This is a genomic window from Rufibacter hautae (assembly GCF_008271695.1).
GTDB classification, from domain to species: Bacteria; Bacteroidota; Bacteroidia; order Cytophagales; family Hymenobacteraceae; genus Nibribacter; species Nibribacter hautae.
On the sequence record NZ_VKKY01000001.1, the window covers coordinates 1 to 25,741 of the forward strand.

Annotated in this window: 18 protein-coding genes and 1 tRNA gene; 8 read left to right on the forward strand and 11 right to left on the reverse strand. The window is 51.1% G+C overall.

Annotated features, from left to right (window positions below):
• Positions 1-1,059 precede the first annotated feature (1,059 nt).
• From FOA19_RS00005 to FOA19_RS00015, 3 genes are read right to left on the reverse strand one after another with little or no spacing between them, the layout of a single operon-like run.
• Complete coding sequence (locus FOA19_RS00005; RefSeq protein WP_149088756.1) at positions 1,060-2,328, reverse strand: adenylosuccinate synthase; 1,269 nt, start codon at positions 2,326-2,328, stop codon at positions 1,060-1,062.
• Entirely contained in the window at positions 2,329-2,676 is a 348-nt protein-coding gene (locus FOA19_RS00010; protein ID WP_149088757.1) for an STAS domain-containing protein, read from the reverse strand. It lies immediately after the preceding gene.
• On the reverse strand, positions 2,666-3,142 hold the full coding sequence (locus FOA19_RS00015) for a Fur family transcriptional regulator (protein WP_149088758.1): 477 nt from the start codon (positions 3,140-3,142) through the stop codon (positions 2,666-2,668). Before FOA19_RS00015 ends, FOA19_RS00010 begins: the two co-directional genes overlap by 11 nt.
• 491 nt (positions 3,143-3,633) lie before the next feature.
• On the opposite strand from FOA19_RS00015, the gene FOA19_RS00020 reads away from it, so the two are divergent.
• Positions 3,634-4,476, forward strand: a complete 843-nt coding sequence (locus FOA19_RS00020) for an outer membrane protein (RefSeq protein ID WP_149088759.1) — start codon at positions 3,634-3,636, stop codon at positions 4,474-4,476.
• Between the two features lie 206 nt (positions 4,477-4,682).
• Here FOA19_RS00020 and FOA19_RS00025 read toward each other — a convergent pair whose 3' ends face one another.
• A complete protein-coding gene (locus tag FOA19_RS00025; RefSeq protein ID WP_149088760.1) occupies positions 4,683-5,147 on the reverse strand; it encodes an Imm51 family immunity protein in 465 nt (154 codons plus the stop codon).
• A 24-nt stretch (positions 5,148-5,171) separates the two neighbouring features.
• Positions 5,172-7,376, reverse strand: a complete 2,205-nt coding sequence (locus FOA19_RS00030) for a RelA/SpoT family protein (protein WP_149088761.1) — start codon at positions 7,374-7,376, stop codon at positions 5,172-5,174.
• A 151-nt stretch (positions 7,377-7,527) separates the two neighbouring features.
• Here FOA19_RS00030 and FOA19_RS00035 point away from each other — a divergent pair.
• From FOA19_RS00035 to clpX, 4 genes are all read left to right on the forward strand, one after another.
• Positions 7,528-7,609: transfer RNA gene (locus FOA19_RS00035), tRNA-Leu, on the forward strand.
• A gap of 76 nt (positions 7,610-7,685) precedes the next feature.
• Positions 7,686-9,014 (forward strand): trigger factor, encoded by a 1,329-nt coding sequence (gene tig, locus FOA19_RS00040; RefSeq protein ID WP_149088762.1) that lies wholly within the window; start codon positions 7,686-7,688, stop codon positions 9,012-9,014.
• Between the two features lie 419 nt (positions 9,015-9,433).
• On the forward strand, positions 9,434-10,132 hold the full coding sequence (locus FOA19_RS00045; RefSeq protein WP_149088763.1) for a ClpP family protease: 699 nt from the start codon (positions 9,434-9,436) through the stop codon (positions 10,130-10,132).
• Between the two features lie 464 nt (positions 10,133-10,596).
• Positions 10,597-11,829, forward strand: a complete 1,233-nt coding sequence (clpX, locus tag FOA19_RS00050) for an ATP-dependent Clp protease ATP-binding subunit ClpX (RefSeq protein ID WP_149088764.1) — start codon at positions 10,597-10,599, stop codon at positions 11,827-11,829.
• A gap of 106 nt (positions 11,830-11,935) precedes the next feature.
• Here the strand turns inward: clpX and lpxB are convergent, their stop codons facing one another.
• The 4 genes from lpxB to FOA19_RS00070 all read right to left on the reverse strand — a co-directional run bounded on the left by lpxB (position 11,936) and on the right by FOA19_RS00070 (position 15,593).
• On the reverse strand, positions 11,936-13,090 hold the full coding sequence (gene lpxB, locus FOA19_RS00055; RefSeq protein ID WP_149088765.1) for a lipid-A-disaccharide synthase: 1,155 nt from the start codon (positions 13,088-13,090) through the stop codon (positions 11,936-11,938).
• 159 nt (positions 13,091-13,249) lie between these two features.
• Positions 13,250-13,669, reverse strand: a complete 420-nt coding sequence (locus FOA19_RS00060) for a 6-pyruvoyl trahydropterin synthase family protein (protein WP_149088766.1) — start codon at positions 13,667-13,669, stop codon at positions 13,250-13,252.
• Positions 13,669-14,676 carry a FecCD family ABC transporter permease gene (locus FOA19_RS00065; protein ID WP_149088767.1) on the reverse strand — a complete coding sequence of 336 codons (1,008 nt, stop codon included), beginning with the start codon at positions 14,674-14,676 and terminating at the stop codon, positions 13,669-13,671. Before FOA19_RS00065 ends, FOA19_RS00060 begins: the two co-directional genes overlap by 1 nt.
• Positions 14,673-15,593 carry an ABC transporter substrate-binding protein gene (locus FOA19_RS00070; protein WP_223808657.1) on the reverse strand — a complete coding sequence of 307 codons (921 nt, stop codon included), beginning with the start codon at positions 15,591-15,593 and terminating at the stop codon, positions 14,673-14,675. Before FOA19_RS00070 ends, FOA19_RS00065 begins: the two co-directional genes overlap by 4 nt.
• A 281-nt stretch (positions 15,594-15,874) precedes the next feature.
• Here FOA19_RS00070 and rfaD point away from each other — a divergent pair, with 281 nt between their 5' ends.
• The 3 genes from rfaD (at position 15,875) to FOA19_RS00085 (ending at position 18,237) form a co-directional block, all read left to right on the forward strand.
• Positions 15,875-16,840: an ADP-glyceromanno-heptose 6-epimerase gene (gene rfaD / locus FOA19_RS00075; RefSeq protein WP_149088768.1), complete on the forward strand. Its 966-nt coding sequence runs from the start codon at positions 15,875-15,877 to the stop codon at positions 16,838-16,840.
• Between the two features lie 179 nt (positions 16,841-17,019).
• On the forward strand, positions 17,020-17,865 hold the full coding sequence (locus FOA19_RS00080) for an FRG domain-containing protein (RefSeq protein ID WP_223808658.1): 846 nt from the start codon (positions 17,020-17,022) through the stop codon (positions 17,863-17,865).
• 123 nt (positions 17,866-17,988) lie between these two features.
• Positions 17,989-18,237 (forward strand): putative signal transducing protein, encoded by a 249-nt coding sequence (locus FOA19_RS00085; RefSeq protein WP_190300228.1) that lies wholly within the window; start codon positions 17,989-17,991, stop codon positions 18,235-18,237.
• A gap of 76 nt (positions 18,238-18,313) precedes the next feature.
• Here FOA19_RS00085 and FOA19_RS00090 read toward each other — a convergent pair whose 3' ends face one another.
• Positions 18,314-21,868, reverse strand: coding sequence for a hypothetical protein (locus tag FOA19_RS00090; RefSeq protein WP_149088770.1), 3,555 nt, complete (start codon positions 21,866-21,868; stop codon positions 18,314-18,316).
• Positions 21,865-25,482 carry a sensor histidine kinase gene (locus FOA19_RS00095; protein ID WP_149088771.1) on the reverse strand — a complete coding sequence of 1,206 codons (3,618 nt, stop codon included), beginning with the start codon at positions 25,480-25,482 and terminating at the stop codon, positions 21,865-21,867. Before FOA19_RS00095 ends, FOA19_RS00090 begins: the two co-directional genes overlap by 4 nt.
• Positions 25,483-25,741 lie beyond the last annotated feature (259 nt).

Here is a 25,741-nt window from a genome sequence, read left to right on the forward strand (position 1 = left end):
TTTTGTCTGACATCGACCGCCGATACGCTTCACTTCTTCCCTAGACGCTACATAATATATAGTGTCTATGTTTTCTTTTCCTATCTATCCCATTCACTCAAAGAACCTCCCACCGGCCTGTCGCCGGCGACTAGCGAACCGCTCTCCGGTTCGTTTCCCTTCCTTCCGGAAGGGGCTGCAAAGGTAAGGAACAAATCTTTGTTTCCAAGCCCCCAGGCAACTTTTTTCTCTCTTTTTTTTCTCCCTCGCTCTGTCAGCGAAGTCGTTTCGTTGCGCTTCGTTTGAGAAGCGGGTGCAAAGGTAAGAACTTTCTTTCTCTTCGCAATGCTTTTTAAAACTTTTTTTTCTTCTCCTCTTTATCCAACCGACGAAGAGAAGCTCCGTTTCCAAACCCGAAAGCTTATCGTCGAAGCGGGGTGCAAAGGTAAGAAGAACCTCTCTCTTCGCAAGTGTTCAGCAAAAGTTTTTTTTTCGTTTTCTTCCTCCACCCTGTTGGTGAAGGCCTCCTCTCGGAAGGGAGTGCAAAGGTAAGAAGAAGTTTCCTTTCCGCAATACCCGCGGAAAACTTTTTTCTCTGCCCTGCGGCTATCCTATGTTCTGCTTCCCTCTCCTGTCGAGCGGGCTGCAAAGGTAGAAAACCTTTTTGGGTTTCCAAACGCTTTCTTTAAGAGAAGGCTCCTTCTCCTGGTTCCCTGCCGAGGCCTGAGACGTAACCACCTTGGCGGCCAAGTAGTTCCACACAGGAAATATTTTCTTTGCTTCGCCTTTTCGGAGCAGGTCCCGTCCGGAGCCTCCCGTGTAACCGCAGGTGGGTGCCCCGAAGTTCTAGGGTTGGGAAGGTTTTTACCTTTTATCTCACCGGGCCGGCTCCCGACCGGAGCCTCAAGTGAAACCAAGAACGGGTAGTCAGAAGTTCCCCAAGAATAAAGGTTTTCTAAAAAGTGGCTGCATCCTTTTTTAGGTAGCTTGTTTATACCCTGCTCCCAGATCTCAGTTCCTTATAAACAAAGAAGGCAAGGTGATCGCCACCTTGCCTTCTTTTCATATTGTATCTAGCTATTACTTTACCAGAGTACTCTTTCTATCTGGACCTACGCTGATGATGTTCACACTTACTTCTAATTGCTCTTCTAGGTAAGCAACGTATTCAAGTATTGCCTTAGGGAGTTCATTGTAGGCTTCATATTTCCGCAGCTCTTCGCCCCAACCTTTCATGGTGATGTACACTGGTGTAAGGTCAGTCTTATCTAAATCGTGAGGCACTTGGTCGGTAACAGTACCGTCAGCCAATTTATAGTGAGTGCAGACACTGATCTCCTCAAAGTCATCCAGCACATCTGCCTTCATCATGTTTAGCTGCGTTACGCCATTGAGCATAATAGCATACTTCAGGGTTGGGAGATCTATCCAGCCGCAGCGGCGGGGACGTCCAGTGGTGGATCCGAACTCTCTTCCGGCTTGGCGAATTCTCTCCCCTACTTCGTCATGAAGTTCGGTGGGGAACGGTCCACTTCCTACACGGGTGCAGTAGGCCTTAAAGATACCATATACTTCTCCTATATGACGAGGGGCAATGCCCAAGCCAGTACAGGCACCCGCTACCAAGGTATTGGAAGAGGTCACAAACGGATATGTTCCGAAGTCAATATCTAAGAGAGAGCCCTGAGCGCCTTCGGCCAAGATTTTCTTGCCATCCTTCAGAGCCTGGTTAATCATGTACTCTGAATCTACCAACGTAAAGGTGCGCAGGAAGTCAATGGCACTAAAGAACTGTTGCTCCAGTTCTTCTATTTCTAAGTCCTTTTGGTAAAAAGAGGCTATTTTCTGGTGCTTGGCTACCGTGGCCTGGTAGCGCTCCTGGAAATCAGGTTGCAGGATGTCTCCTACCCGCAAACCGCTACGTCCAATCTTGTCTTGGTAAGCCGGCCCGATTCCTTTTTGGGTAGACCCGATCTTGGAAGTACCTAAAGCCTCCTCAGAGATTCTGTCCAGGCTTTTATGCGACGGCAAAATCAACTGTGCTTTTTTGGAGATGAACAGGTTGCGGGTAGCATCCACGCCGCGGGCGGTCAGTTTCTCTACCTCCGTACGGAATACGATTGGGTCTAGCACAACGCCATTGCCAATGATATTGGTGATGTGCTCATGAAAGATACCGGAAGGTATTTGGTGAAGCACGTGCTTGGTTCCCTCAAACTCAAGGGTGTGTCCGGCATTAGGGCCGCCCTGGAAACGGGCTACCACGTCATACTGAGGAGCAAGTACATCAACGATCTTACCTTTTCCTTCATCGCCCCACTGGAGGCCTACTAAAATGTCAACTGGCATTTAAACTGATTCTTTAAGAAGCTGAACGGCCTTGGTATCATCCTCGGCAATGGTAAAGATGGCGCTCAGTTTTGTGATTATTAATAACTTACGAATGTGCTCTGAGGGGTTGATGAGAATAAGCTCCCCACCGCGGTTCCTGAATTTGGTTAAAAGGGAAACCAACACGCCAATGCCGGTGCTGTTAATGAACCGCACATTGGACAGGTCTACTGCGGATAGCAGCAAGGCATCATCAATGGTATTGTTGGCCAGGTCCATGAGGCGCTGGGTCTCAGGTCCTCCAATCATGTCGCCCTCCAGCCGAATGATCAGGATGTTGTTGTCTAACGTGTGGTCAATTTTCATGGATGGGTGCGTTTAGTTTGGCCTGGCAGTCACCACAGATACCGTACAAATTTAGGGAGTGGTGCAGAATATTAAAATTAAGCAGATCCCCCACCATGGTCTGGATGTTGTGCACCCGTGGGTCACAGAACTCCACCACTTTGTGGCATTCGGTACAAATGACGTGGTCATGCTGGCGGCGGCCATATGATTTCTCATACTGGGCCAGGTTACGCCCAAACTGGTGTTTGCTTACCAGATCGTTTTCTACCAGTAGATCTAAGGTGTTGTATACGGTTGCCCGGCTTACTTGGTAATTCTTGTTTTTCATGCTGATGTAAAGCGACTCTACATCAAAATGACCGGTGCGCGAATAGATCTCTTCTAATATAGCATAGCGCTCCGGGGTTTTCCGGAGACCCTTGCTTTCTAAATAGGCGGTGAATATTTTCTTCACCTCCATGAATTTCAATTCATCTAGTGCCATACGCCTTCTTCTGCTACAAACTTAACAGGTTTTACGTGGGAATGCTAAAAACACCCCTAAAAAGCAAATCCAGAAAAACTAATGCCGGTAGCTTTTTCTCAGGGCTTGCCGGCATCTAGTCACTTCAACTAAGGAACGAGTAAGGACAAGTCTCATTTCCTGCTTGTGCCTCTTCTGCTAGGAAAGGCTTGCCCATTTCTGTTTAAAGCCTTGTTTTAGGAAATCACCAGAAAAACAGGAAAACCGAAATCCACCCATTTTCCTCTTGCCATTTCAGTATCTGTTTCGCCCATTTCATCCTTTGAATTAATGGGTTCATCCAAAACAATCAAATATTAACTCGCCAAAGTAGGGGTTAGTCCATTTCACTGTGTCTAAAGAACAGGAACACGAAATAAGAATTGTTAAGAAAGGCCTTTCATACATTCTCATACTCCTCCAAGAAATTTTAACCCTTCAAGAATCTTTAACCCTTTCTGAAAATTACGATTATGAAAAATTCAACCTTTTTGCAAGGCATGCGCTCGCTTACCCTAACTGGTCTAGTTTGTTTAGCTTCATTGGCTGTATCGGCGCAAACCAAAACAAAAACGTCTACTTCTACGCAGACCAAAGCGAAAACCACAGCTACTGCTACTCCGGCGAAGGCAAAAACCGCCACTGCGGCTACTGCCAAACCAAAAACATATTCCGCTTCCGCCACCACAAGAAAATCAACCGCCGCTGCTTCCACTAAAAAAGCCCCAGCTAAAACCGTTGCCTCTGCCGCTCCGGTGAAACCAGTGGAAACCGCCGCTGCTGCTCCAGCCCCAACTCCCGAGGTAGTCAGCCCGGCAGAAACCAAAAGACAGGCTTCAGCCGCTTTCGGGGGTGGGTCTAACGTGATCTCATTCGGAATTGGTTTAGTCCACAACTTGGATTACCCTAAAGGCGGAAGCAGACTTATGCCCCTCACTTTCTCTTATGAGAGAGGATTGAACGTGGCCGCCGGCCCCGGAACCATTGGGGTAGGCGGGGTTTTCTCTTACTCACACTATAAATGGGGAGAAGGCGACTACAAATGGACAGTGATGTACTTCGGGGCGAAAGGTGCCTATCACATTGATCTAGCCAAAAACGAGAAATTAGACACTTATGCAGGCTTAAATCTTGGCTACGCCAGAACCAAAGTAAACTATGACTCTTATTACTATGGTAGTGCCTCTGAAGGAGAAGTGAAAGTTGGCGTACTGGCTGGTGCTCGTTACTTCTTCACCGAGAACGTAGGCGCCCACCTGGAACTTGAGACCGGCCCTATGTCTCACATCACCCTTGGCCTGAGCTATAAGTTTTAACCTTTAAAGATTAAAAGCTTCTTCTGACTAAGTCGTTTTCTGGCCCCTTTTCAGAAACCAGGCCCAAAACAGAAAGCAACTATCTCACTTCAGCTGTGTAAAAGGAAAGCCTCCCAAATTTGGGAGGCTTTCCTTTTACACAGCTGCTTATAATGAATAGCCAATGGTCGCTACTAGCGATTACATTAAGCTGTACAAAGTTTTACTCACTCCATTTGTCCGGCTTGGCCTGCTACTTCAATAGCTTTTAACAAGATACTCTCGTCTGATTTCACCACAGAAATCAACCTGCTCACTTTTTCCAGACTTTCTTTGTCAGAGCTCCAAATGGCTAGTCCTTCGGCTTCATCATCAAATCTGATTTTGGATTCGATAGTCGGGTCTGACATTTGAATAGCTCCGTAGATAATCCCCAACCAACTAGGTCCACCTCCCTGATAACCTTTTGCATTCAAATACTCAAGGTGACTATCTTCTTCATGGATGTCGTAATAATCCAGTCTGAACTCATTAGGAGTGATTGCCACGAGGTTTCCCCTCCCTTTAAGGTTATGATCACTTAGGGCGCTAAGCAGTTTCTTATTCTTTGGTGCCTGGCTGCTGGCATTGCAACTCAAAAGAAAGAGCAATAGAATTAGATAAAGGAATTTCATTTGACTCTTAAAGTTCATATTACAACTAGGTTCATCTAATTACTAAGAGTCAAATCGGTCTACGCTTAGCACACCGTTTACTTTCAACAATTTCTGGATTAGTTTTTCCAATTGTGCGGTATCATTCACAAACACCATCAGGCGGCCTTCAAACACACCGTCATGCGAGTCAATGGTGATAGAGCGCATGTTCACCTTCAAAGAATTAGAGATGATCTTGGTTACGTCATTCACCAGCCCCACCCTATCGGTGCCTTTGAGGGTGATGCCGGCCAGGAAGGAAAGCTCCTGCTGCCCCGTCCATTTGGCCTTCACAATGCGGTGCCCGTAGTTAGACATCAGCTCCACCGCTTTAGGGCAGGTGGTCCGGTGGATGGTAATCCCATGATCTACCGTCTGGAAACCAAACACGTCATCGCCGGGGATAGGATTACAGCAATTGGCCAGTTCGTAGTCAATCTTATCCGTGCCGCCGCCAATCACCAGCAGCTGCGAGTTCACGCCCCTGATTTTCTCCACTTCTTTGTCAAAGGTAGAACCCACCAGCAAAGACGCCGGGCGGTATTTTTCGCTCTGCGGATTGAAGATGTATTCTTTTATCTCCTTAAGGTCAATGAGGTTCACCGCCACGCGGTAAAAGAAATCCTGCAAAGAGGAAGCGTTGAAATAGGCCGCCAACCGATTAAGGTTCGCCGCCGACGGCTCAATAGACAAGAGTTGCAGCCGGTCTATTACCTGCTGACGTCCTTCCTCGGCTTTGCCTTTGCGTTCCTCGCGCAGGAACTCCTTAATCTTGGAACGGGCTTTGGAGGTGGTCACAAACTTGAGCCACTCGCCGGTAGGTTTCTGCTTCTGCGAGGTCAGGATCTCCACCTGGTCTCCGTTATGCAGCCGATAACTGAGCGGCACCAGCTTCTGGTTCACCTTCGCGCCCAGGCTTTGATAACCGATTTGGGTGTGTATTTCGAAAGCAAGGTCCAAAGCGGTGGCACGGTCCGGCAAGATGATGAGCTCGCCTTTGGGCGTAAACACAAACACCTCCTCCACAAACAGGTTCGTCCGGAACTCGTCCAGGAACTCAATGGCATTGGTGTTGTTCACGTCCAGCATGTCGCGCACCTTGTTAATCCAGTTGTCTAGACCAGACTCAGAGGGCCCGTTGCTGCCGGTTTTGTATTTCCAGTGGGCGGCGTACCCGCGCTCCGCGATGTCGTCCATGCGTTTGGTCCTGATCTGCACCTCCACCCACTGCCCGGTCTTGCTCATCACCGTGGTGTGCAGGGCCTCGTAACCGTTGGCTTTGGGTGTACTGATCCAGTCGCGCAGGCGGTCTGGGTTAGGCTGGTAGAAGTCCGTCACGATGGAATAGACCCGCCAACAGACGGGTTTCTCCTGCTCATAGGGCACGTTCAAGATAATCCGGATGGCGAACAGGTCATAGATCTCCTCAAAGGTGACATTCTGCTTCTTCATCTTTTTGAGGATGGAGTAGATGGACTTGGGCCGTCCTTTCACCTCAAAATCGGTGAAGCCCTGGCGCCGCAGTTCTTCCTCCACCGGACCAATAAAATCTGCGATGAACTTGCTGCGGGCCGCTTTGGTCTGCCTGATTTTGTTGGAGATAAACTTATAGGTCTCCGTATCGGTGTACTTCAGGTGCAGGTCCTCCAACTCAGACTTAATGGCATACAGACCCAGGCGGTGCGCCAGTGGGGCATACAGGTACATGGTCTCAGAGGCAATCTTGAGCTGCTTATCACGGGCCATGCTGCCCAGCGTCCGCATGTTGTGCAGGCGGTCGGCCAGTTTGATCAGGATCACGCGCACATCATCTGAGAGCGTGAGCAGCATTTTTCTAAAGTTCTCGGCCTGTTGCGAGGTGCCGTACTCAAATACACCGGAAATCTTGGTCAAGCCTTCAATGATGCGGGCTACGCTGGGCCCGAAGTCGCGTTCAATGTCTGCAATCTCCAGATCAGTGTCTTCCACCACATCGTGCAGCAGGGCCGCCACAATGGAAGTGGTTCCTAGGCCAATCTCCTCCACGGCAATCTGGGCCACGGCCAAGGGGTGCAGAATGTACGGCTCGCCAGACTTGCGGCGCATGTCTTTGTGCGCCTCCAACGAGGTATTAAAAGCCTTTTTTATGATCTTGGCGTCGTTGTCCTTCAGAAAAGGCTTGGCGTGCCGCAGTAACTTTCGGTAATGGCGCAGAATCTCTTTCCGTTCTGCTTCGTGATCAATCATACGGGTAGGTACATCAAAAACGGGGGTCTGGCAAATGCCAACGCGTTTCTGACCTCTTTTTTATAAATTTCAACAAAAAAAACGAAAGAGAGTTGCATAAACAAAAAAGAGTTTGCTACATTTGCAGCACCAAATACAAAAACACATTGATGCGGATGTGGCGAAATTGGTAGACGCACTAGACTTAGGATCTAGCGCTGCGAGGCATGGGGGTTCGAGTCCCTCCATCCGCACAAGTCAAACCCTCAATCCCAACCGGGGTTGGGGGTTTTTTCAATTTAACCGTAGCACAATTAAACTCTGATAGCTTTGAATATCACCCTCAATCAAACCGATGGCCAGAATGCCAGCCTAAAAGTTAGCCTGCAAGAGGCCGACTACGCCGCCCGTGTAGACGAGCAAATCAAAGAATACAGCAAGAAAGCCAACATCAAAGGTTTCCGCCCGGGTAAGGTTCCTGCTGGTTTGATCCGTAAGATGTACGGCAAAGGCATTTTGGTAGAGTCCATCAACCAGTTGCTGCACGAGTCTGTAAACAACTACATCAAAGACAACAAACTGCGTATCCTGGGCGAGCCGCTCCCGGATCGTCAGGATGAGAACGCCATTGACTGGGACAACCAGAAAGAATTTGAATTCAGCTATGCCGTGGGCTTGCTGCCAGAGTTTGAGCTGCCTTTGAACGAGGTGTCTGTCCAGAAATATGACATCGAGGTGGACCAAACCACAGTTGACGAGGCTTACGAGCAGATGCAGCGCCAGTTTGGACAAACTACCAACCCTGAGGTTTCTGAGGCCAACGATTACCTGTACGGCGACCTGAAGCAAGTAGACGGTGAGTTTGAGACTAAGACCCTGTTGCCTATCAACAAAGTGGTAGCTGGTGTGGAGACGTTTGTGGGCGTGAAGCCAGGTGACACCATCACCTTTGACATCCGCGAAGCGTTTGGCGATGATGCCGCTTTGGCCCACGTAACCGGCTTAAGCAAAGACGTTACCAAAGACCTGAATGGCCAATTCACGTTCACGGTAGAGAAAATCAACCGCACAGAGCCAGCCGAGATGAACCAGGAGTTCTTCGACAAGATCTTCGGGCAAGGCAACGTGACCACGCAGGAAGAGTTTGACGCCAAAGTACGCGAGGTGATCAAAGAGAACTATGACCGTGAGGCCGTAAACGTGCTGGACCGCGACGTGATAGACCAACTGGTGGAGAAATCTTCCATTGAGATCCCTACTGAGTTCTTCAAGCGCTGGTTAGCCGATACGAACGAAGGCAAAATCACCACGGAGCAGATTGACGAGTTCTACGACCAGTATGTGAAAGAGCTGAAGTGGTCTATGATCCGCAACAAAGTGGTGGAAGAGAATGACATCAAAGTAGCCAATGAAGATGTGGTGAACAGCGCGCGTCAGAAAATGATGGCTCAGTTCAACATGCCAGAGGTGCCAGAAGAAATGGAAGCCACCTTCAACAACTTCCTGGACAACCACTTGAAGCAAAACAACGGCCGTAACTTCGTGAATGAGTACGAGGCGCTGGTAGCTGAGAGAGTGCTGGAGTTTGTGAAAGACAAAATCACCATCACAGAAAACACCGTATCTGCTGAGGAATTCCGCAACAAAGTAGGCGCGTAAGCGGTACTACTTCCTAGAAACAGAAAAGTCCTTACCTACAGTAAGGACTTTTTTGTTTCCAATAGGTACTTCGCGGCACGAATAAAAGAGCACATCTTCCCTGAAAGGAAGTGGACGTTAGTGGTGAAAAACAGCATGGAGGGTATTCTTCACGAAAATCCTTTATCTTGAACCGCGGTACGCACCTGGCGGTACGCAAAAGACGGCACGCATTGGCCCTCCCCGGGCATGAACTCAGAGAAGTAGAGAGAACGCCTCCTGCCCCGTCATCGGCCATAATGGCAGTAAAAACCCATTATTTGTTTTTGGCCTGATTTTAGGAAAACAACCCCAGAACGGGTAAACCCAGTTTGCCCTGTCTGGTTATTCTTGTAACCATCGCGTTTCTTTTTAAGTTAAGGCATCTAAACAGAACCCTTATGTATACTAAAGACGAATTCAGAAAATTTGCCGTGCACGGCTTGGGCATGAGTGGCCTGGGCGTTGACCAATACCTCACCCACATTGAAAGCAAAACCAGCATGCAGCCTACCAGCATGACGCGTTCTGTGATTGAGGAAAGACCTACCAATTTCCGTGAGATTGACGTATTCTCCCGCCTAATGGTAGACCGTATCATTTTCCTGGGCACCCAGGTAGATGATTATATCGCCAACATCATCACTGCCCAGTTGCTGTTCCTGGAGAGTGTGGATTCCAAGAAGGACATTTTGCTGTACATCAACAGCCCGGGTGGGTCTGTGTACGCTGGTCTGGGAATCTATGACACCATGCAGTATGTGCAGCCGGACGTAGCCACCATCTGTACCGGTTTGGCAGCCTCCATGGGTGCGGTGTTGCTTTGCGGCGGCGCCAAAGACAAGCGCTCTGCCCTTCCGCACGCCCGCGTGATGATTCACCAACCAATGGGTGGAACCCAGGGTCAGGCCTCAGACATTGAGATCACCGCCCGCGAGATCCTGAAGCTGAAGAAAGAGCTGTACGAGATCATCTCCAGCCACAGCGGTAAGTCAGTGGAACAAGTAGACAAAGACAGCGACCGTGACTACTGGATGATTGCCCAGGAAGCCAAGGAGTACGGTCTTATTGACGAGGTATTGACCCGCCATAAAGCATAAGCGAACCGTTTATTCCAACTCTGAAAAGGCCTGCTCTGTAGCGGGCCTTTTTTTATGGGGCTCCGTTTTTTCCGGTAGTATTTACTTCAATTAACCAGGCAAAACGGCACTGTAATTCTCATTAATTTCAAAAGGCACTTTCCTGAAAGCCGCCACGTTTTAGGGGTATATTCCTGAAAAAAGGCGCAAAACAGCGGGCTGGTTCAGCACCTTCAAAGATTTTTTCAGGGTAGGTTTGGGGGTGATTGCAGCTGCTGGGGGCTTCTTCGTATAGTACAGCGTATTCTGCTTCAATCAGATACAACATATGCTATATTTTATAATACTCTCGCTTCCAACCACTTCCTGACGCATGTTGGATAACTTGTGCAAAAATATTTTGGCGTAGTGCCTAACCAATTTTGTAACTTTGTCGTACCCGGCGATCTTCAAGGCCGGATACTACACATCCCACTCTTCGGTTTATGGCAGAAATAACGTGCTCCTTTTGCGGAAAAAATAAGAAAGAGGTGTCTGTGATGATCTCAGGCATCAATGCGCATATCTGTGAGCGTTGCATTGGACAGGCGCAGCAGATATTGAATGAGGAGAACCGGTTACGTGCCACCAACCGGGCGCCTAAATTCAACCTGATCAAGCCAAGGGAGATGAAAACCTACCTTGATCAGTTTGTGGTAGGCCAGGACGAAGCCAAGAAGGTGATGTCTGTAGCGGTGTACAACCACTACAAGCGCCTTATGCAGAAACCCAAAACCGATGACGTGGTGATTGAGAAATCCAACATCATCATGGTAGGCGAAACCGGAACCGGTAAAACCTTCCTGGCCCGCATGTTGGCCGGCGTTCTGCAAGTACCGTTCTGTATTGCGGATGCCACTGTCCTCACCGAGGCCGGTTACGTGGGCGAGGACGTGGAAAGCATCCTGACCCGTCTGCTGCAAGCCGCTGATTACAACGTTGAAGCAGCCGAGCGCGGCATCGTGTATATTGACGAGATTGATAAAATTGCGCGTAAAAGCGATAACCCTTCTATCACCCGTGATGTGTCTGGGGAAGGCGTACAGCAGGCTCTCTTAAAACTGTTGGAAGGAACCTCGGTGAACGTTCCGCCACAGGGAGGCCGGAAGCACCCAGAGCAGAAAATGATCTCGGTGAACACGGAGAACATCCTGTTCATCTGCGGAGGCGCTTTCGTGGGCATTGACCGCCTCATCAAGAGCCGCCTCAACACCAAGCCCATCGGGTTCTCTTCTACCAACCTGGAGGAGAAAATGGATACTGAGAACTTCCTGCGCTACATCACCTCCCAAGATTTGAAATCATTCGGTCTGATTCCTGAGTTGATTGGTCGCCTACCGGTGGTGACGCATTTGAACCCACTGGATAACGAGACCCTGCGCCTGATCCTCACCGAGCCGAAGAACTCCTTGGTGAAGCAGTACAAGCGCCTGTTTGAGATGGAGAACATCAACCTGGAGTTTGCCGAGGAAACCCTGGAGTACATTGTAGAGAAAGCCGCCGAGTACAAATTGGGTGCCCGTGGTCTGCGCTCCATCTGTGAAGGCATCATGACCGACGCCATGTTTGACCTCCCTTCTGAGGAACACGAAGGCGGCACCACCGACCTGGTGATCACCCTGGATTACGCCCGCGAAAAGTTTGAGAAATCAGCGGTGAAGAAACTGAAAGTAGCTTAAGGATTTCTTTCTAAACCGTAAAAAGCGAAGGCCTCCCCTACTTTGGTAAGGGAGGCCTTCGCTTTTTACGGTTTATTGTTTTAAGCCCAATTTTGAGAAAAGCAGCTTAAATGGCTGTCTTCATAGGTTGGCTAGCCACTTGGGGAGTCTGTTCTCCTTTCAGGTACTGCACCATCAGCTTGGCAGCGGTCTGGGATGTATTGAAGTCGCCAATCAGATTCTGCACGTGTTTGTAGCCTTCCAGTTGCGCGGCGCGGCCATTTGGGTTGTTCAGGATGTTCTTCAGTTCCCGTACCAGGTTCTGCGCGTTCATATCACCCTGGATGAGTTCCGGCACTACTTTGCGCCCGGCAATGAGGTTCACCAAGGAAATATAAGGCACTTTGATCACGGCACGGCCAATCCAGTAAGAAACGGCACTGGTACGATAGCACACTACCTGCGGCACGCTGAACATAGCGGTCTCCAGGGTAGCTGTCCCGGAAGTCACCAAAGCAGCCTCGGCGTTAGCAAGAATATCGTAAGTTTGGTCGTAGACGATCTTGATAAAGGGCTTCCGGTTGAAGTGTTCGTAGTATTCCCGGTCAAAGTTGCTCACCGCCGCCACCACAAACTGGTAATCCTGGAACGGGGGCAGAATACTAAGCATGATGTAAAGGATGTTCTCTATTTCCTGCTGCCGGCTACCAGGAAGCACCGCAATAATAGGGCGCTCATCCAGTCCGTTGTCCTTCCGGAAATTGGGGTTAACGGTATGCGCGGCCACGGCATCAGAGACCGGGTTGCCCACGTAATCGGTTTTGTAGTCAAACTTCTGGTAGAAGTCCTTCTCAAACGGCATGATCACGAACATCTTGTCCACCAGTTTTTTGATGGTGTGCACGCGTCCCTGGTTCCAGGCCCAGATTTTAGGGGAAATGTAGTAGAAGACTTTGAGGCCGTGCTCTTTCGCGAACTTCGCGATGCGCATGTTGAAACCGGCATAATCCACCAGAATCACCACATCGGGCTTATACGCCAGCAGGTCGTCCTGACACTCTTTGAGAAAACGCTTGATCTTGAAAAGGTTCTTGGCAGCCTCCAGAAAACCCATGAAGGCCATTTCCTGGTAGTGCTTCACCAATTCTGCCCCTGCGGCCTCCATCATGTCGCCGCCCCAGCAGCGGATGTGCGCGTCTGGATCTTGCTCATGCAATTGCTTGATCAGGTTGGAGGCATGCAGGTCTCCAGAGCGTTCTCCGGCAATAATGTAATATTTCATTGAGTGGTGTCTGAACAGTAACAGGGCTTGAACAGGAAACAGCCGATATCTTCCTCTAGACACAATGTTTGTGCCAAAACGATTTTAATCCGCTGATATTGTTCTATATAGATACTTTATCTTGCCTTGTTCTTCCTCCGTTAGTAGTTTGATCGTACGTTATTCTCCAAAATATTCCACAAAGTTACGAGGGGTCTCATACAGCTTTAGACTGTGCAGCTGCGCGCTGGATGATATACGAGGAATAAGTGGATTGAGGATGTTCCAGAACTCCATAACCAGGTTTTCTGTGCTGGCCAGTTTGCCTTCCATGAACGCCACGTCCATGTTCAGGTTTTTATGGTCCACTTTCTTGATGATGTGCTCTCTTATGAGCGTACTCAGCTTCTTTAAATCAATCACGAATCCTGTATCAGGATCTGGCTTTCCCTTCACCGTTACAATCAGTTCATAGTTGTGCCCGTGCCAGTTGGTGTTTGCACAAGGCCCAAAAACTTCTTTGTTCTTTGCCAGCGACCAATTGGGATTATGCAGCTTATGCGCCGCGTTGAAATGCTCTAATCTGCTTACGTATACCATTAACTGAATCGGTAATTCTTTCTCCGCAGCAAATATACGAAGAAAGGCACACCAAAGAACGAAGTTACAATACCAACTGGCATGCCGGCCGGCGGATAAATCCACCGGGAAATCAAATCGCAGACCACCAGAAACAAACCTCCGGCCAGGGCGCAGGCAATCAAGTTGAACCGATTGGTGGTACCCAGCAACGCCCGCGTGATATGCGGTACCATGAGCCCCACAAACCCCACCGGTCCCGAGAAGGCCACCGCAAACCCCGTCACCACCGAAATTGCCCCTAGCATAAGCCACCGGATGAGCCGCACGTCCACGCCCAGGGTCTCAGCGCGGTCGGCGCCTAAGAGCAGCACGCTCAGATGCCGTTGCAGAAAGAAAAACAAGACCAACCCGGCGGCTAGCGCCGTAGCCGGATAACCCAGGTTAGACCAATCTGCCTTCTCAAAACCGCCCATGCTCCAGAACACCACCGATTTGAGCTGGCTTTCAGAATCTGACAGAAACATGATGAGGCTGACCAACGCGGTGAGCAAAGAACTCAGGGCCACCCCCACCAGCAGCATCTGACTGGGAACCAACTGCCCACGCCGTGAGCCCAGCAATACCACTACCAACGTCACCGCAAAAGAACCCACCAACGCGAAAAACGGCGGCAGGTACAAGCCCATAAAAGTGAGATCGGTTAAAAGGACAAAACTGAAGGAGGCTCCCAGCGAAGCACCCGAAGCCGTGCCTAAGAGATAAGGATCTGCCAAGGCGTTGTTCACCAAGGCCTGCATGAGGTACCCGGAAAAAGCCAGCGAAGCGCCCGTTAAAAATGCCAACAATAAGCGGGGCAAGCGTAAATGGAGGATACTGTAATGCGTGCCGTTTTGGGCATCGTATGCAAAAAGCGCCTCAAAAACGGTTGCATAGGAAGTATCTAAGCTCCCCACCTTCAACCCCAGGAAAAGCCCCAAGATCAGCAGCACCAGCAATCCCAGCAATATGGGCAGGGCCTTTCTCACCGCAGGACGGCTTTAAGCTCGGCAATGCCCTCCACCACCCGCGGGCTGGGCCGGGACATAAGGTCATCGGTCACGGCAAATATTCTCTTTTGCCGGTAGGCTTTAATGCGGCGCAGCTCGGGGTACAAGGAGAAAAACGTCTTTTCCATCTGCTCAAAGCTGCCGCCGATGATCACCTCTGGGTTCATTTTGAGGATATACTCGCGCGTGAGCGCCGGGTAGGGTTGGGCGAAGACTTCGGTAACGGCGTTCTGGCCCCCGGCGAAGCGGAGTTTATCAGTGAGCAGGGTGTTGCGGCCGAACACGTAGATGGGGTCTTTCCAGGTGATGGCCAAAACACGAGGTCGGGTACCCGCGGCAGAATCAGCGGCAAGTTGGTTTAAGCGGTCTTGGAGGGAGTCTGCCACGGCATTACCTTTTTCCGGGCGGTGCAGGAGAAAACCAAGGTTCCGGAGGCCTCGCAGAATATCAGCCACGCTGTCATAGGCTTGGAAATAGATGGGAATGCCTAGTTTCTCTACCTGCGCCGCCACTTCCATGGAGATGATGCCTTCGGTCGCGAACACCACCTCGGGTTTCAGGGAGATCAGCTTCTCGTAATCCATGGGGTAGTTGTTCACCACGGGTTTGGTAAGCACGGCTTTCGGAAAATCGCAGTTCTGGGTACGGCCTACAATGGTGGCGGTATCAGCAACGGCGAAAAGCATCTCGGTCATGGAGGGGGCCAAAGCCATGACGCGGCGCGGCTGCACGGGAAGTTTCACCTTGCGGCCGAGGTCATCGGTGACGGTATGGAACGCAGCAGTAGCCGGGGCAACGGCCTTTTTAGAATCACAGGCAGAAAACAAGAGGAAGCACCATAGGCCCACAAAGAGCCGTAAGGGAAGCCAGAAAGGCAGGAATTTGGTTTGTTTCACGAAGCGCAGATGCTGTAGACTGCCTCAAAGATACAGGATTTGCCCATAGCTTAAACAGCGCGGCCTCCCTCCTGCCCCACTCGCATTTAAGCTCCTTTTGGGAAATCAGCCGCAAAACGAAAATGGAAGTGCGGAAGAAGTAGCTGTTTTACGGGTGTTTTTCGGAAATGAGGCCAGAAACGAACATCTGCGTCCTCGGCCGGCACGTACATCGGGGCGGCCCACAGTTCAAAACTTTCGTACCTTTGGGTAGCTTTGCACACAACTTAACCTCTGTATACATGATAGTAGTCACCGGAGCAGCCGGTTTTATTGCCAGTTGCCTTGTTTCCCGTCTCAATGCTGCCAATTTCAATGACATAGTGGTGGTAGACAATTTTTCCGTGGCGAAGAAGCTGCCTAACGTAGAAGGCAAAAAGATAAAGGAGTTTGTAGACCGCCACGATTTCTTCACTTGGCTGGACAAGAATTACGAGGATGTGGAGTTCATTTTCCACCTGGGCGCCCGCACCGATACCACCGAAACGAACCTGGATGTCCTCAATCTCCTGAACTTGGACTACTCCAAAAAGATGTGGAACGCCTGCTGCGAGTACCAGATTCCGCTGGTGTACGCTTCTTCGGCGGCTACCTACGGCTCCGGAACCCTGGGCTATGATGATGACGAATCCATCATCTCGCTGCTTCGGCCGCTCAATGCCTACGGCGAGTCCAAGAACGACTTTGACATCTGGGCGCTGGAGCAAACCGCCAAGCCTTTCTTCTGGGCAGGCCTGAAGTTCTTCAACGTGTACGGACCCAACGAGTACCACAAAGGCAGAATGGCCTCGGTGGTGATGCACGCCTTCAACTCCATCAAGGAAAGCGGCCGCCTTACCTTGTTCCGTTCCCACAACCCAGACTACGAAGACGGCAAGCAGATGCGCGATTTCGTGTACGTGAAAGACGTGGTAGACGTGATGTACTGGCTCATGCACCACCGCAAGAACTCGGGCATCTACAACCTGGGCAGCGGCGAGGCCCGTACCTTCCTGGACCTGGCCTTCAACACCTTCACCGCCATGGGCGCCGACATCAACATTGATTTCAAAGACACCCCCGAGGACATCCGGGACAAGTACCAGTACTACACCCAGGCCAACATGGCCAAGCTGAAAAGCATAGGATATGACAAACCCTTCCACACCCTGGAGGAAGGCATTCAGGATTATGTGCAGAATTACCTTTTACCCGGCACTTACCTCTAAGAAAACAGAAGAGCAGACTTTAGGTCTGCTCTTCTGTTTTAAAACCATTTTCAACAAATCCGTGTATAAACACATCGTTCTTTTCAGTACCTTAAGCAGAGTAACCCCATCCCCTGATTTCGTATAAATACCCAAAGCTTTTGAATTAACTCTTAATCTGTTTAAGCAGCCTAACTCCTATGGCCTACTCCATCGTAGAAAACGACATGAGTGAAGAAGCTTCATCTGATTCTTTGGCGATGCCCAATGACTTGCGCATAGAAACCTGGGAAGAACTGCAGCGAGAACTTTTTCGTGATTCTTGGGACGACAAACTGAACCGATACCGCTCTCCGTACGTCTTCCGGGGCCTATGGAACAAGACGTACAACCTTAAAACCAGCCTCATGCGCATTGGCGGGGACTATCCTAAACTGGAACCCCACCTGCTACGCAACTTCCGGAAGTATTCCCGCGGTACCATGGAAGTGGGCGAGTCATTCTGGAACTGGCTGGCGGTGGCCCAACACCACGGCTTGCCCACCCGCCTCATGGACTGGACCTACTCGCCGTACGTGGCGCTGCACTTCGCTACCTCAGACCTCAACAACTTCCACGAAGACGGCGTGATCTGGTGCGTGAACTACGTCAAATCCACCGATTACCTACCTGATAAACTGCAGCAAGTCATTCGGAAAGAAGGTTCCAACGTGTTCACCCCCGAGGTGCTGGAACCCATCGCCACTTCGCTCAACAGCCTAGGCGAGTTCCAGGAAGAACCGTTCGTATTGTTCATGGAACCACCCTCCCTAGATGAACGAATTGTGCACCAGTACGCGCTGTTTTCCATGATGTCGCTCCCAAACGCCATGCTCTGCGACTGGCTCCTGGACCACCCGGAACTCTATTACCGGCTCATCATCCCAGCCAAATTGAAGTGGGAAATCAGAGACAAACTGGATCAGGCCAACATCACCGAGCGCGTTCTTTTCCCCGGCCTCAGCGGCATCAGCGCCTGGCTCAGACGGCACTATACCACTACCTAATTTTGAGTGAGTGAATGAATGATGGAGTGAATAGGTGAATTGATTTCCGGTTTGGCGCTGCTTTCGGCAAAAAGGATTAACTTTTCAATGCCTCATTTTCCTCACTCCTTTTTAAACCAAACCATGAGTAAAAACTTCCAACCAAAACCAGTCATAGTTTTCTCTGGCAACGCCATGGAGGCGAATGTGGTGAAAAGCATGCTGGAGAACGCCAACCTACAGGCTTTCCTGAAAGACGAGCATATCGGGTCTATTGCTCCCTGGCAGGTATCTGCCGGCGGTGGCGGGGCCGTAAAGGTGTTAGTCTCTTCTCTAGATCAGGAGGAAGCCCAGGAAATTATTGCGCGCTACAATAGCAATGAGAATCAATGAACTGAGTAGCTCGACACTTTGCCGATAGGCATTTCTTGCCTGTTTTTGTGAAAAGTCCCGAAAATGGTAGAGTAGTTTAAAACAGCACCGATACCTGCATTCTCCCCGTGTGGATGGTTCTAATACCCTGCGGTTTGCGGCCATCATAGTCAAAGGTGATGTTGAGACCGCTGCTGAGGCGCTGTTGCAGGGCCAGGTTCCAAGTGAGATTGTTTCCGGCCCTGAACCCGTTGAGCATCTCAAAGGCTACCGGCGAAGTATCCAGCCCGGTGTAGTTGATTTTGATGTACTTCACAATGCCCGTTACCGTCCGTTTTCCTACCTGGCTCAGACGCGTCTCTGTACCCAGTTCATGGAATTGGGCTTTTTCCTGGGCGCCTTGCTCATTGGCCTTGTTCATCCATTGGTAGGTGCCGGTAAACCGGATGGTGGGGTTTGGCTGGTACGAGAGCTCCGGCATGGCTTCCCAGGACCGAATGAGGAAATTTTTGGTAGTGAGGTAATTGGAGGCGCTTTCCCGTTTGGCCCTGGTTACATTTAATTGGCTCGAAAACACCTCCGTCAGGTTCACCCGCACTAGCACCTGCTGGCTCGTGTTGTTACGGGCATCGGTACCATTGGTGAGCAATATTTTCTGTAGCCCCTGCTGGAACGTCCACTCCACCCCATATTTAGGATTGCTTCGGTTGAAGTAGAGCGTGTTCCGGTAAGAACGGTGCAGAGACAGCAAGCTGGTATCCGCGAAGTTCAAACTGAACGGATTGAACCGGCTGCGCAGGTTGGCATCGGTGGTGCGTTTGTCAATGGTCACGAAAGATATTGCCGAGAACTTGGCCATGATCCGTTTCCACTTGATTTCTGAGTTCTGCCAAGCGCGGGGCAGGCTGCTGTTCAGGCGGTAAGTGAAGTTGTTCGTGTACGCGATCACGTATTCATCCGTGGGAATAAACAACCGGATGAAGTTGCGGCGATACGGCGGGTCTGAGGGCTGCGATTCAAAGAACTCGTTCAAGTCCTGACGCCCGTCCTTGTTCAGGTCCTCAAAGAAGTGGGTTCCTTGGCCGGGGATTGTCTCCACAAACAAATACTGTCGCTTCAGTTCACGGCCCGTGCCAATGGCGTAAGACATCTCCGAGCGCAGGTGCCGGTTCAGGAAATCGCCGGTCCAGTTGATTTTGGAAAGCACGGTGGTCTCGCGGAGGCTGTCCCGCGCTTGAATGTTTCGCAGCGTGATCAAGGCCGTGACCTGCTGGTTCTTCTTGATGACCGCGCTGGTGCTGAAGTTGAAAGTGTTGGCCGTCTGTTTATTGCCCAATTCTCCGTTTTCAGGCCTAAAATCCACCCGGCGGCTGTACTCCACGCGGTACTTGAAATTGGCGGTGTCACGGCTCTCCACATAGAAAAGGTGATCGTCAAAGTAGTTGGCAGAGCCTAAGAGGGCTTCGTTGAGTTTGGAGGTGATGCGGTTCTTGTCAAAGCGGTACACGTAGCCCGGGGTGAAAAACTTAGTGGGGTACTGCACGCCAATCTCGCCCCGCATCCAGTTAGAGGTACTCTCCGTCTGCTCGTTCTTCAGCATGAAAAAATTCCCGCGCAGCTCCAGCCCCTTCAGCTTCTGGGTCATCTCCACGTAATGCTGCGTGCCGTCCACCTCGGTGGGGCGGAACCGGCGGCTGATGCGGTAATTGATGAAGTGCAACGCGTCCTTCACCCCTCCCACCGAGAACGTGAAAATGTGGTCCTCAATCCGGGACTGCCGCGCCAGGGTAGTGTTGGTGGGGCTGCTCCAGTCGCGGTCAAACTCTATGTCGCGGTAGCGGTCAATGGGCGTGAAGTTGGGATCAGTGTACTCATAGGTCATCGCGCTCCGCAGCTTATAGTCGCCCAGGAACTTGACGTTGCGATCATTCAGCTGGTACCCCACCCGGATGGCTTTCCCCTGATCATCTCTAGAATCTAGGTTGGAATAGCGGTTGAGGTCATTTTTAGAGCCGGCTACCTCCAGAAAAACGCTGCTCTTCTCGTCCAGCGACCAGGCTCCGCCCAAGGTCATCATCTGCTTCTGAATAGGCGTGGGCAGAATCCGGATGGGTTCATAACGGCCCTGCGGCACGCCGTTCACGGGCTCTACCCACTGGAACACGCGCCCGTTCACCGTATTGTTCTGCAGCACGTAGTTCCCGCCGGTGGCTACCTCGGTGAAACTCACGGCGTAGTAGGCTTGGGTAGAATCGGTGGAGAACTGGTAGATGGGATAGGTGCCGCTGGCAGTCACGGTGTCTTTGCGGAGGTACAATACCTGGTTGCGGTCAAAGCGTACGGAATCGCCGCTGGGCGCCGCGGCCAAATCCAAGCGGTCACCAATCTGGGAGAGTAGGCGTTTTTCATCATTGCTCAAGTTCAGGGTAAGCGGACTGTTAGGGTTGTCTGCCTCGTTGTAGAAGTTGCCGTACACGTTGAACTTCCCCATTTTCTGGTAGTGGCTGGCGTGCACCACGCTGCGGGTGTAGTTCAGGTCTGAATATTCAAAATCGACGCGAATACGCGAGTTGCGGGTGATGATCCATTTGGGTGTGAAAGTGATCTCGGCTTGGTTGTAGTCAATGACATAGTCATAGTCAAAGCCCCGCTGCAAGAGCTTGCCGTCTAAGTACACCCGCTCTGAGTTGGCCAGCACAATGATGAAGCGCTCGCCGTTTGGTCCGCGCAGGCGGTAAGGTCCCTGCACGCTTTCAATGGGCGTAATGTTCTCCGAGGCGAACTTGCCCTTGGCCACCGAAGCTGCCACCGACGTCGCACTCTCCCAACCGGGTTTTCCGCGGTTCACCTCCAGCGCCCCGCCCTGCACGTTTTTGTAAAACCGCAGAAAATGCGACAACGGACGGTTGCGCAAGACCACATCGCCGCCGGTCACGGTCCACAGCCGATGCTGCAGCGTGATGAACACACGGTCAAACTCCTGCAACTGCTGCGTATTCCCCTCGGGCTGGAAGGGGATGTTCTGATCCGTGATAGACGCGGTGATGTTGATTTCATCGGTGAGTTTGCCTTCCAACTGCAGGTTCAAGGCCGAGTTCACGAACACGTTCTGGGTATTGCCCACCGAAACCCCGCGTGAGATGCTGCCGGTTTTATTCAGACCCGGCGTCTTGAAAAGCTCTTCTCGGGGAGCCGGCTGGTCAAACACGTACGAGCGCTCAAAGGAAGTAGAATCCCAAGTGCGGATGTCGCGTTTGAACCGGCGGTTGGAGATATTGAGCGGCAGCACCCGGTAGCAAACCAATACGGAATCTATTTCCGGAGCATTTTGGGGAAATCGGCCCGAAAACGAGCCGGTGCTGTCCCGGGCAATACTATCCGGGCGCAGAACCGGGACAGGTTCAGGCGCCGGCAAGCCGATGAATTGGAAGAGATTGGAAACCGGGTCATAATGGAATCCCAGCGGCTTTCTGATCTGCCGCCGGTCCAGAACCTCAATGGTGTTCTCGGCAACGGTTAAAGAATCCAGTTGGAAGGTGCCCGGTTGCAGTTTCACCCATTTACAGCGGCGGTTAGACAACTCTTGGGCTTGGGTCTGCCCTGCCCACAGAAGTGCCGAAACCAGGAAGAGTATGACGCCCCAGGGCTTCATGGCTGCACCACCGGCAATTTCAGGAAGAAAGTGGTGCCCACGTTTTCCTGCGTCTCAAACCAAATGGAACCGCCAATGGCTTCTACCCCTTTTTTCACCACTGCCAAACCAATGCCGGAGCCTGAATACTTGGTGCTGAAGTTGGGGACAAAGATTTTGTGCTGCACCTCGGCCGGAATGCCCGTCCCGTTGTCCTGCACCGCCACCAAAGCCCATTGCGCATCCACCAGTTCCATGCTCACTTTTATCTCGGGGGTTTCTGACGAAGGCACGGCCTGAAGTGCATTCAAAAGCAGGTTATTGAAGATCCGGATGAGCTGGTTTTCGTCGGCGCGCACGTACACCAATTCCTGGGGAAAGGTTACCTCCACGCGGTGCTGCTGCGGGTTCAAATGCAAATCGGTGGTTCTGCGTATCAGTCCGTTCAACTCCAGAGTCTCCAGTTTCAGATCGGGCATGGCCGTGAAATTGGAGAACGAGGTGGCAATATCGCTTAGTACATCTATCTGCGTGATCATGGTGTTGGAGATTTTCTCTACCAATTCCTCTATGTTGCCGCGCCCGTCCTGCATAGCTTTGCGCAAATACTGCAACGATAGCTTCATGGGCGTCAACGGATTCTTGATCTCGTGGGCCACTTGCCGGGCCATCTCTTTCCAGGCCGCCTCTTTCTCCCGCAGCGCCAGTTCCCGCTTGCTCTCCTCCAGTTTCTGCAGCATCTGGTTGTACTCATGCACCAACAACCCAATCTCATCGCGGGACTGATACACCAGTTTCTCGTTGCTACCGGTAAGGGAAGTACGTTTCAGGCGCTCGGTCAAAAGCTGCAACGGAACCGTGAGCGCGCGGGTGGCCACATAACTCATGAGCACGAACAGCAGGAACAGCACCGTGAAGATGTTTAGGATGGTGGTAATCAGCTGAATCAGTTTGGTGTTCAATTCTTTTTCAGAATCGAAAAACGGAATGGCCAGATATCCTTGGGGGCTATTGGTGGGGCGATCTCTAAGAGGCACGTAAATGGTGCTGTAAGGCAAGGTACCGGCTTTCTCCTCCAGTAAAACCCGGTTCAAGCCCTGCTCCTTTAGAACCTCATACGCTTTGGGATTAAGCCTGGTGGAAAGCACCCCGGCCTCAAACAAAGCAGGCTGGCTCGATATCCGCAGTTCACCCTCGGCATTGTAAATGTTCAGCTCGGCCTGGGCTACCATGGCCAAACGGTTGATGCGCCGGGCCAAGCTATCGGCGCGTCCTTTGAACAGGTTAGCCCCCCAGTTGCTGGTCAAAATATTCTGGCGCACGAAATCGCCTTGATCTGTGTAGCCCCTGATTAAATCCTGCCGATAGGAATTGGTCACCAGGCTCCCGATGGTAATACTCACCAGCACCAATGGCACCAACACCCCTAAGTTCAGGAAAAGCTGGATCTTAGTTCCGAAGGTAGACAAGATAGTATCTATCAAATGGCCTCGGTAGAGCATCACCAGCAACAACAGCGAGAACAGCGAAAAGGTGTGCAGCAGGAACAGAAACGAGAAATTAGAAAGCCAAGACCGGGCCCCATAGGCCGGCGTGCTCACCAAAGCCACGGTTCCGTTGTTGGAGCGGGCACCCAGGTGGTGGTAATCAGCGATGCTCAGGCCCTGGGAATACAGCTGCGGAATGTTGAAGAGATTGGAGGAGAACAACTGACTGTACTCAAAATACCCTTCGGTCTTAAGCCACCGGTTGCCTTTCCGGAGGGCATAGCTGCTGGACGGGATGGTGTTTTCCTGGGAGCTTTTCCGTTCAACCAGCAATTCGGGCAGTACGCTGTTAGGAGCAGTTACTTTGGGGCTCACCTCCAACACCACCGTTACCCACTGTTGAAAATCAACAGGCACCCTTATCTCCTGCAGATACGTGAACCGACCCGGGTCACTCTCCGATCCTACCAGCAACTGCCCTCTCTGGTTTGTGCTTTTAGACCGGGGACCCCACCTCTGGGCGTAAGCTTCCAGGTTTGAAAGGCTGTCTAAATCATTGAAGCTTTCGCCGGTAAAATCAAACATGCGCACCGTTACGGAATAGTTCTCCGTGATGGCGCGCAGATGATGCCGCCGGATTTTCTGCTCCACCGTGTTCAGTTTACCCCACGGGGAGTTGAAGATGTGCCGGATCAAAGGGTCCTGGCTAATATCCTGGGCGGCTTGGGCCAACAGGTACTCGGTTAAATCATCACGGTCTTTGAGCAATTGGGAGGCAATGCGCTGCTTATCGGCGCGAAGCTGCACGGCATAGAGGTCATACAAAGCGGCAGCTCCTAAGCTGGCACTCAAAATATTCACCATGAAAATACTGGAGTAGATACCCGCCCGCATGCCCAACCGTTGGTGCAGTTGCTCCCACCCTACCAAGGTTGCACTGGCAAACAAAACAATCCAGTTTCCGCTGGGTGCATCGCGCCAGAAGGCCCAGCCCAAAGCCAGCACCAGTACGGTCATCCAGGTATATGCGAAGGTTAACTTCCCGGAGGCGGTAAAAGGCAGCGCATTCAGTAAGAGACGCAGAATCCAGCTCAACGCTAGGGTATGGAGCACCATCACCAGGTACAGCAACAGCTTCTCCGTCCCGAATTGGATGTTCTGAGTGATGTCCAAGTTAGGCTGGGAGTTTACGAAGAGGCTCCGGTAAGTTTCATACCAACTGATGATGAGCACCGTCATGACCACCCCTATGACAATACAGCTCCATAGCTGTTTCTGCGCCGTTTTTTGGAAAACAGATCTAAAAGGAATGGGCAAGGCAAACCGGTACACCAACAGGGCAATGGTGAAAAAGCAAACCTCATTCAAGAGAAGGTCTCCTAAAGAAGGTGACCACCAGGCAGCGGCGTACACCCTGGGGCTGAATAGTTCCAGGTCCTGGATATTGTTGGGGAACTGAGCCAGAAGCATAAGAACCCGTAGCACCAGCAATCCCAAGATAATAGTCCATAAGGCAGCTACTTTCTGGCCAGACTTCCTTAGCCTTTGGTACAAGGTAACCAAACAAAGCAGCGCCGCAACAATGGAAAGCACATACAAACCAAGGGTCAATATGCCGGCATGCAGCCATTGCCCTGGTTCCAGCACCTGTAAAGAGAATAGGTAATTACCCTCCGCATCAGCAATGGGAATGGCGGCGCCGCCTTTTTCCGGCTGAATGGCGGCTACGTGGTCTTCAAAGATCTGAGGGTTGAGCCCGCTGCGCAGGTAAGCATTACTGATTCCGTACCTCACTTCCAGCGGGATCACCGCCAGAACAGTATAGTTTCTGCCGGGCTGCTGGCGCAGCACGATGAACCGCCCGAACCTATTTTCTACCACCTGCTGATGTTTGGTCAAGTACCTTGGGTCCAACTCGGGCCGAAGGGAATGCTCTGACCAGAATAGGAGTTTGTTCTGGCGGTAAACAAAAAGGGGAACGTTGGTTTTAGGCAGATTTCTGGAAAAGAACCCAGAATCAGGGGCCAGGCTTTTGGAAACGGCGGCCATCTCCTGCTCCGTCTCCTGCATCAGGCCATGCAACCTGTCCTCCACCTCTTCCACCATCTGCTTTTCGGGGGCCTCCAGCAAATCACGTTGGATGCTCACCTGCAAAAAAGCCGCAACTCCCCCAAAAAAAAGGGATGTAAGCAAGAAAAGAAGAGGGAGGGTATACCTGAACTTCAAGGGTATTTTTTTACGAATTTAGCCATAATACGCGCAAAAATCCCGCCAGTAAGCTAAAAAGTAAAGACTTTAGATGAAAAGCTCCCTTTTAAGCCGATTTTCATGAAAACAGCCTTAAAACAGGATTATTCATTGGGGATAGAGGAGAAAGAATTCAGCAGAAGAAGGTAATAGAAGCTAC

Excerpts from the sequence above, each read along its gene's own strand:
- FOA19_RS00005 (WP_149088756.1), bottom strand. The coding sequence starts at position 2,328 with ATGCCAGTTGACATTTTAGTAGGCCTCCAGTGGGGCGATGAAGGAAAA.
- FOA19_RS00010 (WP_149088757.1), bottom strand. The coding sequence starts at position 2,676 with ATGAAAATTGACCACACGTTAGACAACAACATCCTGATCATTCGGCTG.
- FOA19_RS00015 (WP_149088758.1), bottom strand. The coding sequence starts at position 3,142 with ATGGCACTAGATGAATTGAAATTCATGGAGGTGAAGAAAATATTCACC.
- FOA19_RS00020 (WP_149088759.1), top strand. The coding sequence starts at position 3,634 with ATGAAAAATTCAACCTTTTTGCAAGGCATGCGCTCGCTTACCCTAACT.
- FOA19_RS00025 (WP_149088760.1), bottom strand. The coding sequence starts at position 5,147 with ATGAACTTTAAGAGTCAAATGAAATTCCTTTATCTAATTCTATTGCTC.
- FOA19_RS00030 (WP_149088761.1), bottom strand. The coding sequence starts at position 7,376 with ATGATTGATCACGAAGCAGAACGGAAAGAGATTCTGCGCCATTACCGA.
- FOA19_RS00045 (WP_149088763.1), top strand. The coding sequence starts at position 9,434 with ATGTATACTAAAGACGAATTCAGAAAATTTGCCGTGCACGGCTTGGGC.
- clpX (WP_149088764.1), top strand. The coding sequence starts at position 10,597 with ATGGCAGAAATAACGTGCTCCTTTTGCGGAAAAAATAAGAAAGAGGTG.
- lpxB (WP_149088765.1), bottom strand. The coding sequence starts at position 13,090 with ATGAAATATTACATTATTGCCGGAGAACGCTCTGGAGACCTGCATGCC.
- FOA19_RS00060 (WP_149088766.1), bottom strand. The coding sequence starts at position 13,669 with ATGGTATACGTAAGCAGATTAGAGCATTTCAACGCGGCGCATAAGCTG.
- rfaD (WP_149088768.1), top strand. The coding sequence starts at position 15,875 with ATGATAGTAGTCACCGGAGCAGCCGGTTTTATTGCCAGTTGCCTTGTT.
- FOA19_RS00080 (WP_223808658.1), top strand. The coding sequence starts at position 17,020 with ATGGCCTACTCCATCGTAGAAAACGACATGAGTGAAGAAGCTTCATCT.
- FOA19_RS00085 (WP_190300228.1), top strand. The coding sequence starts at position 17,989 with ATGAGTAAAAACTTCCAACCAAAACCAGTCATAGTTTTCTCTGGCAAC.
- FOA19_RS00090 (WP_149088770.1), bottom strand. The coding sequence starts at position 21,868 with ATGAAGCCCTGGGGCGTCATACTCTTCCTGGTTTCGGCACTTCTGTGG.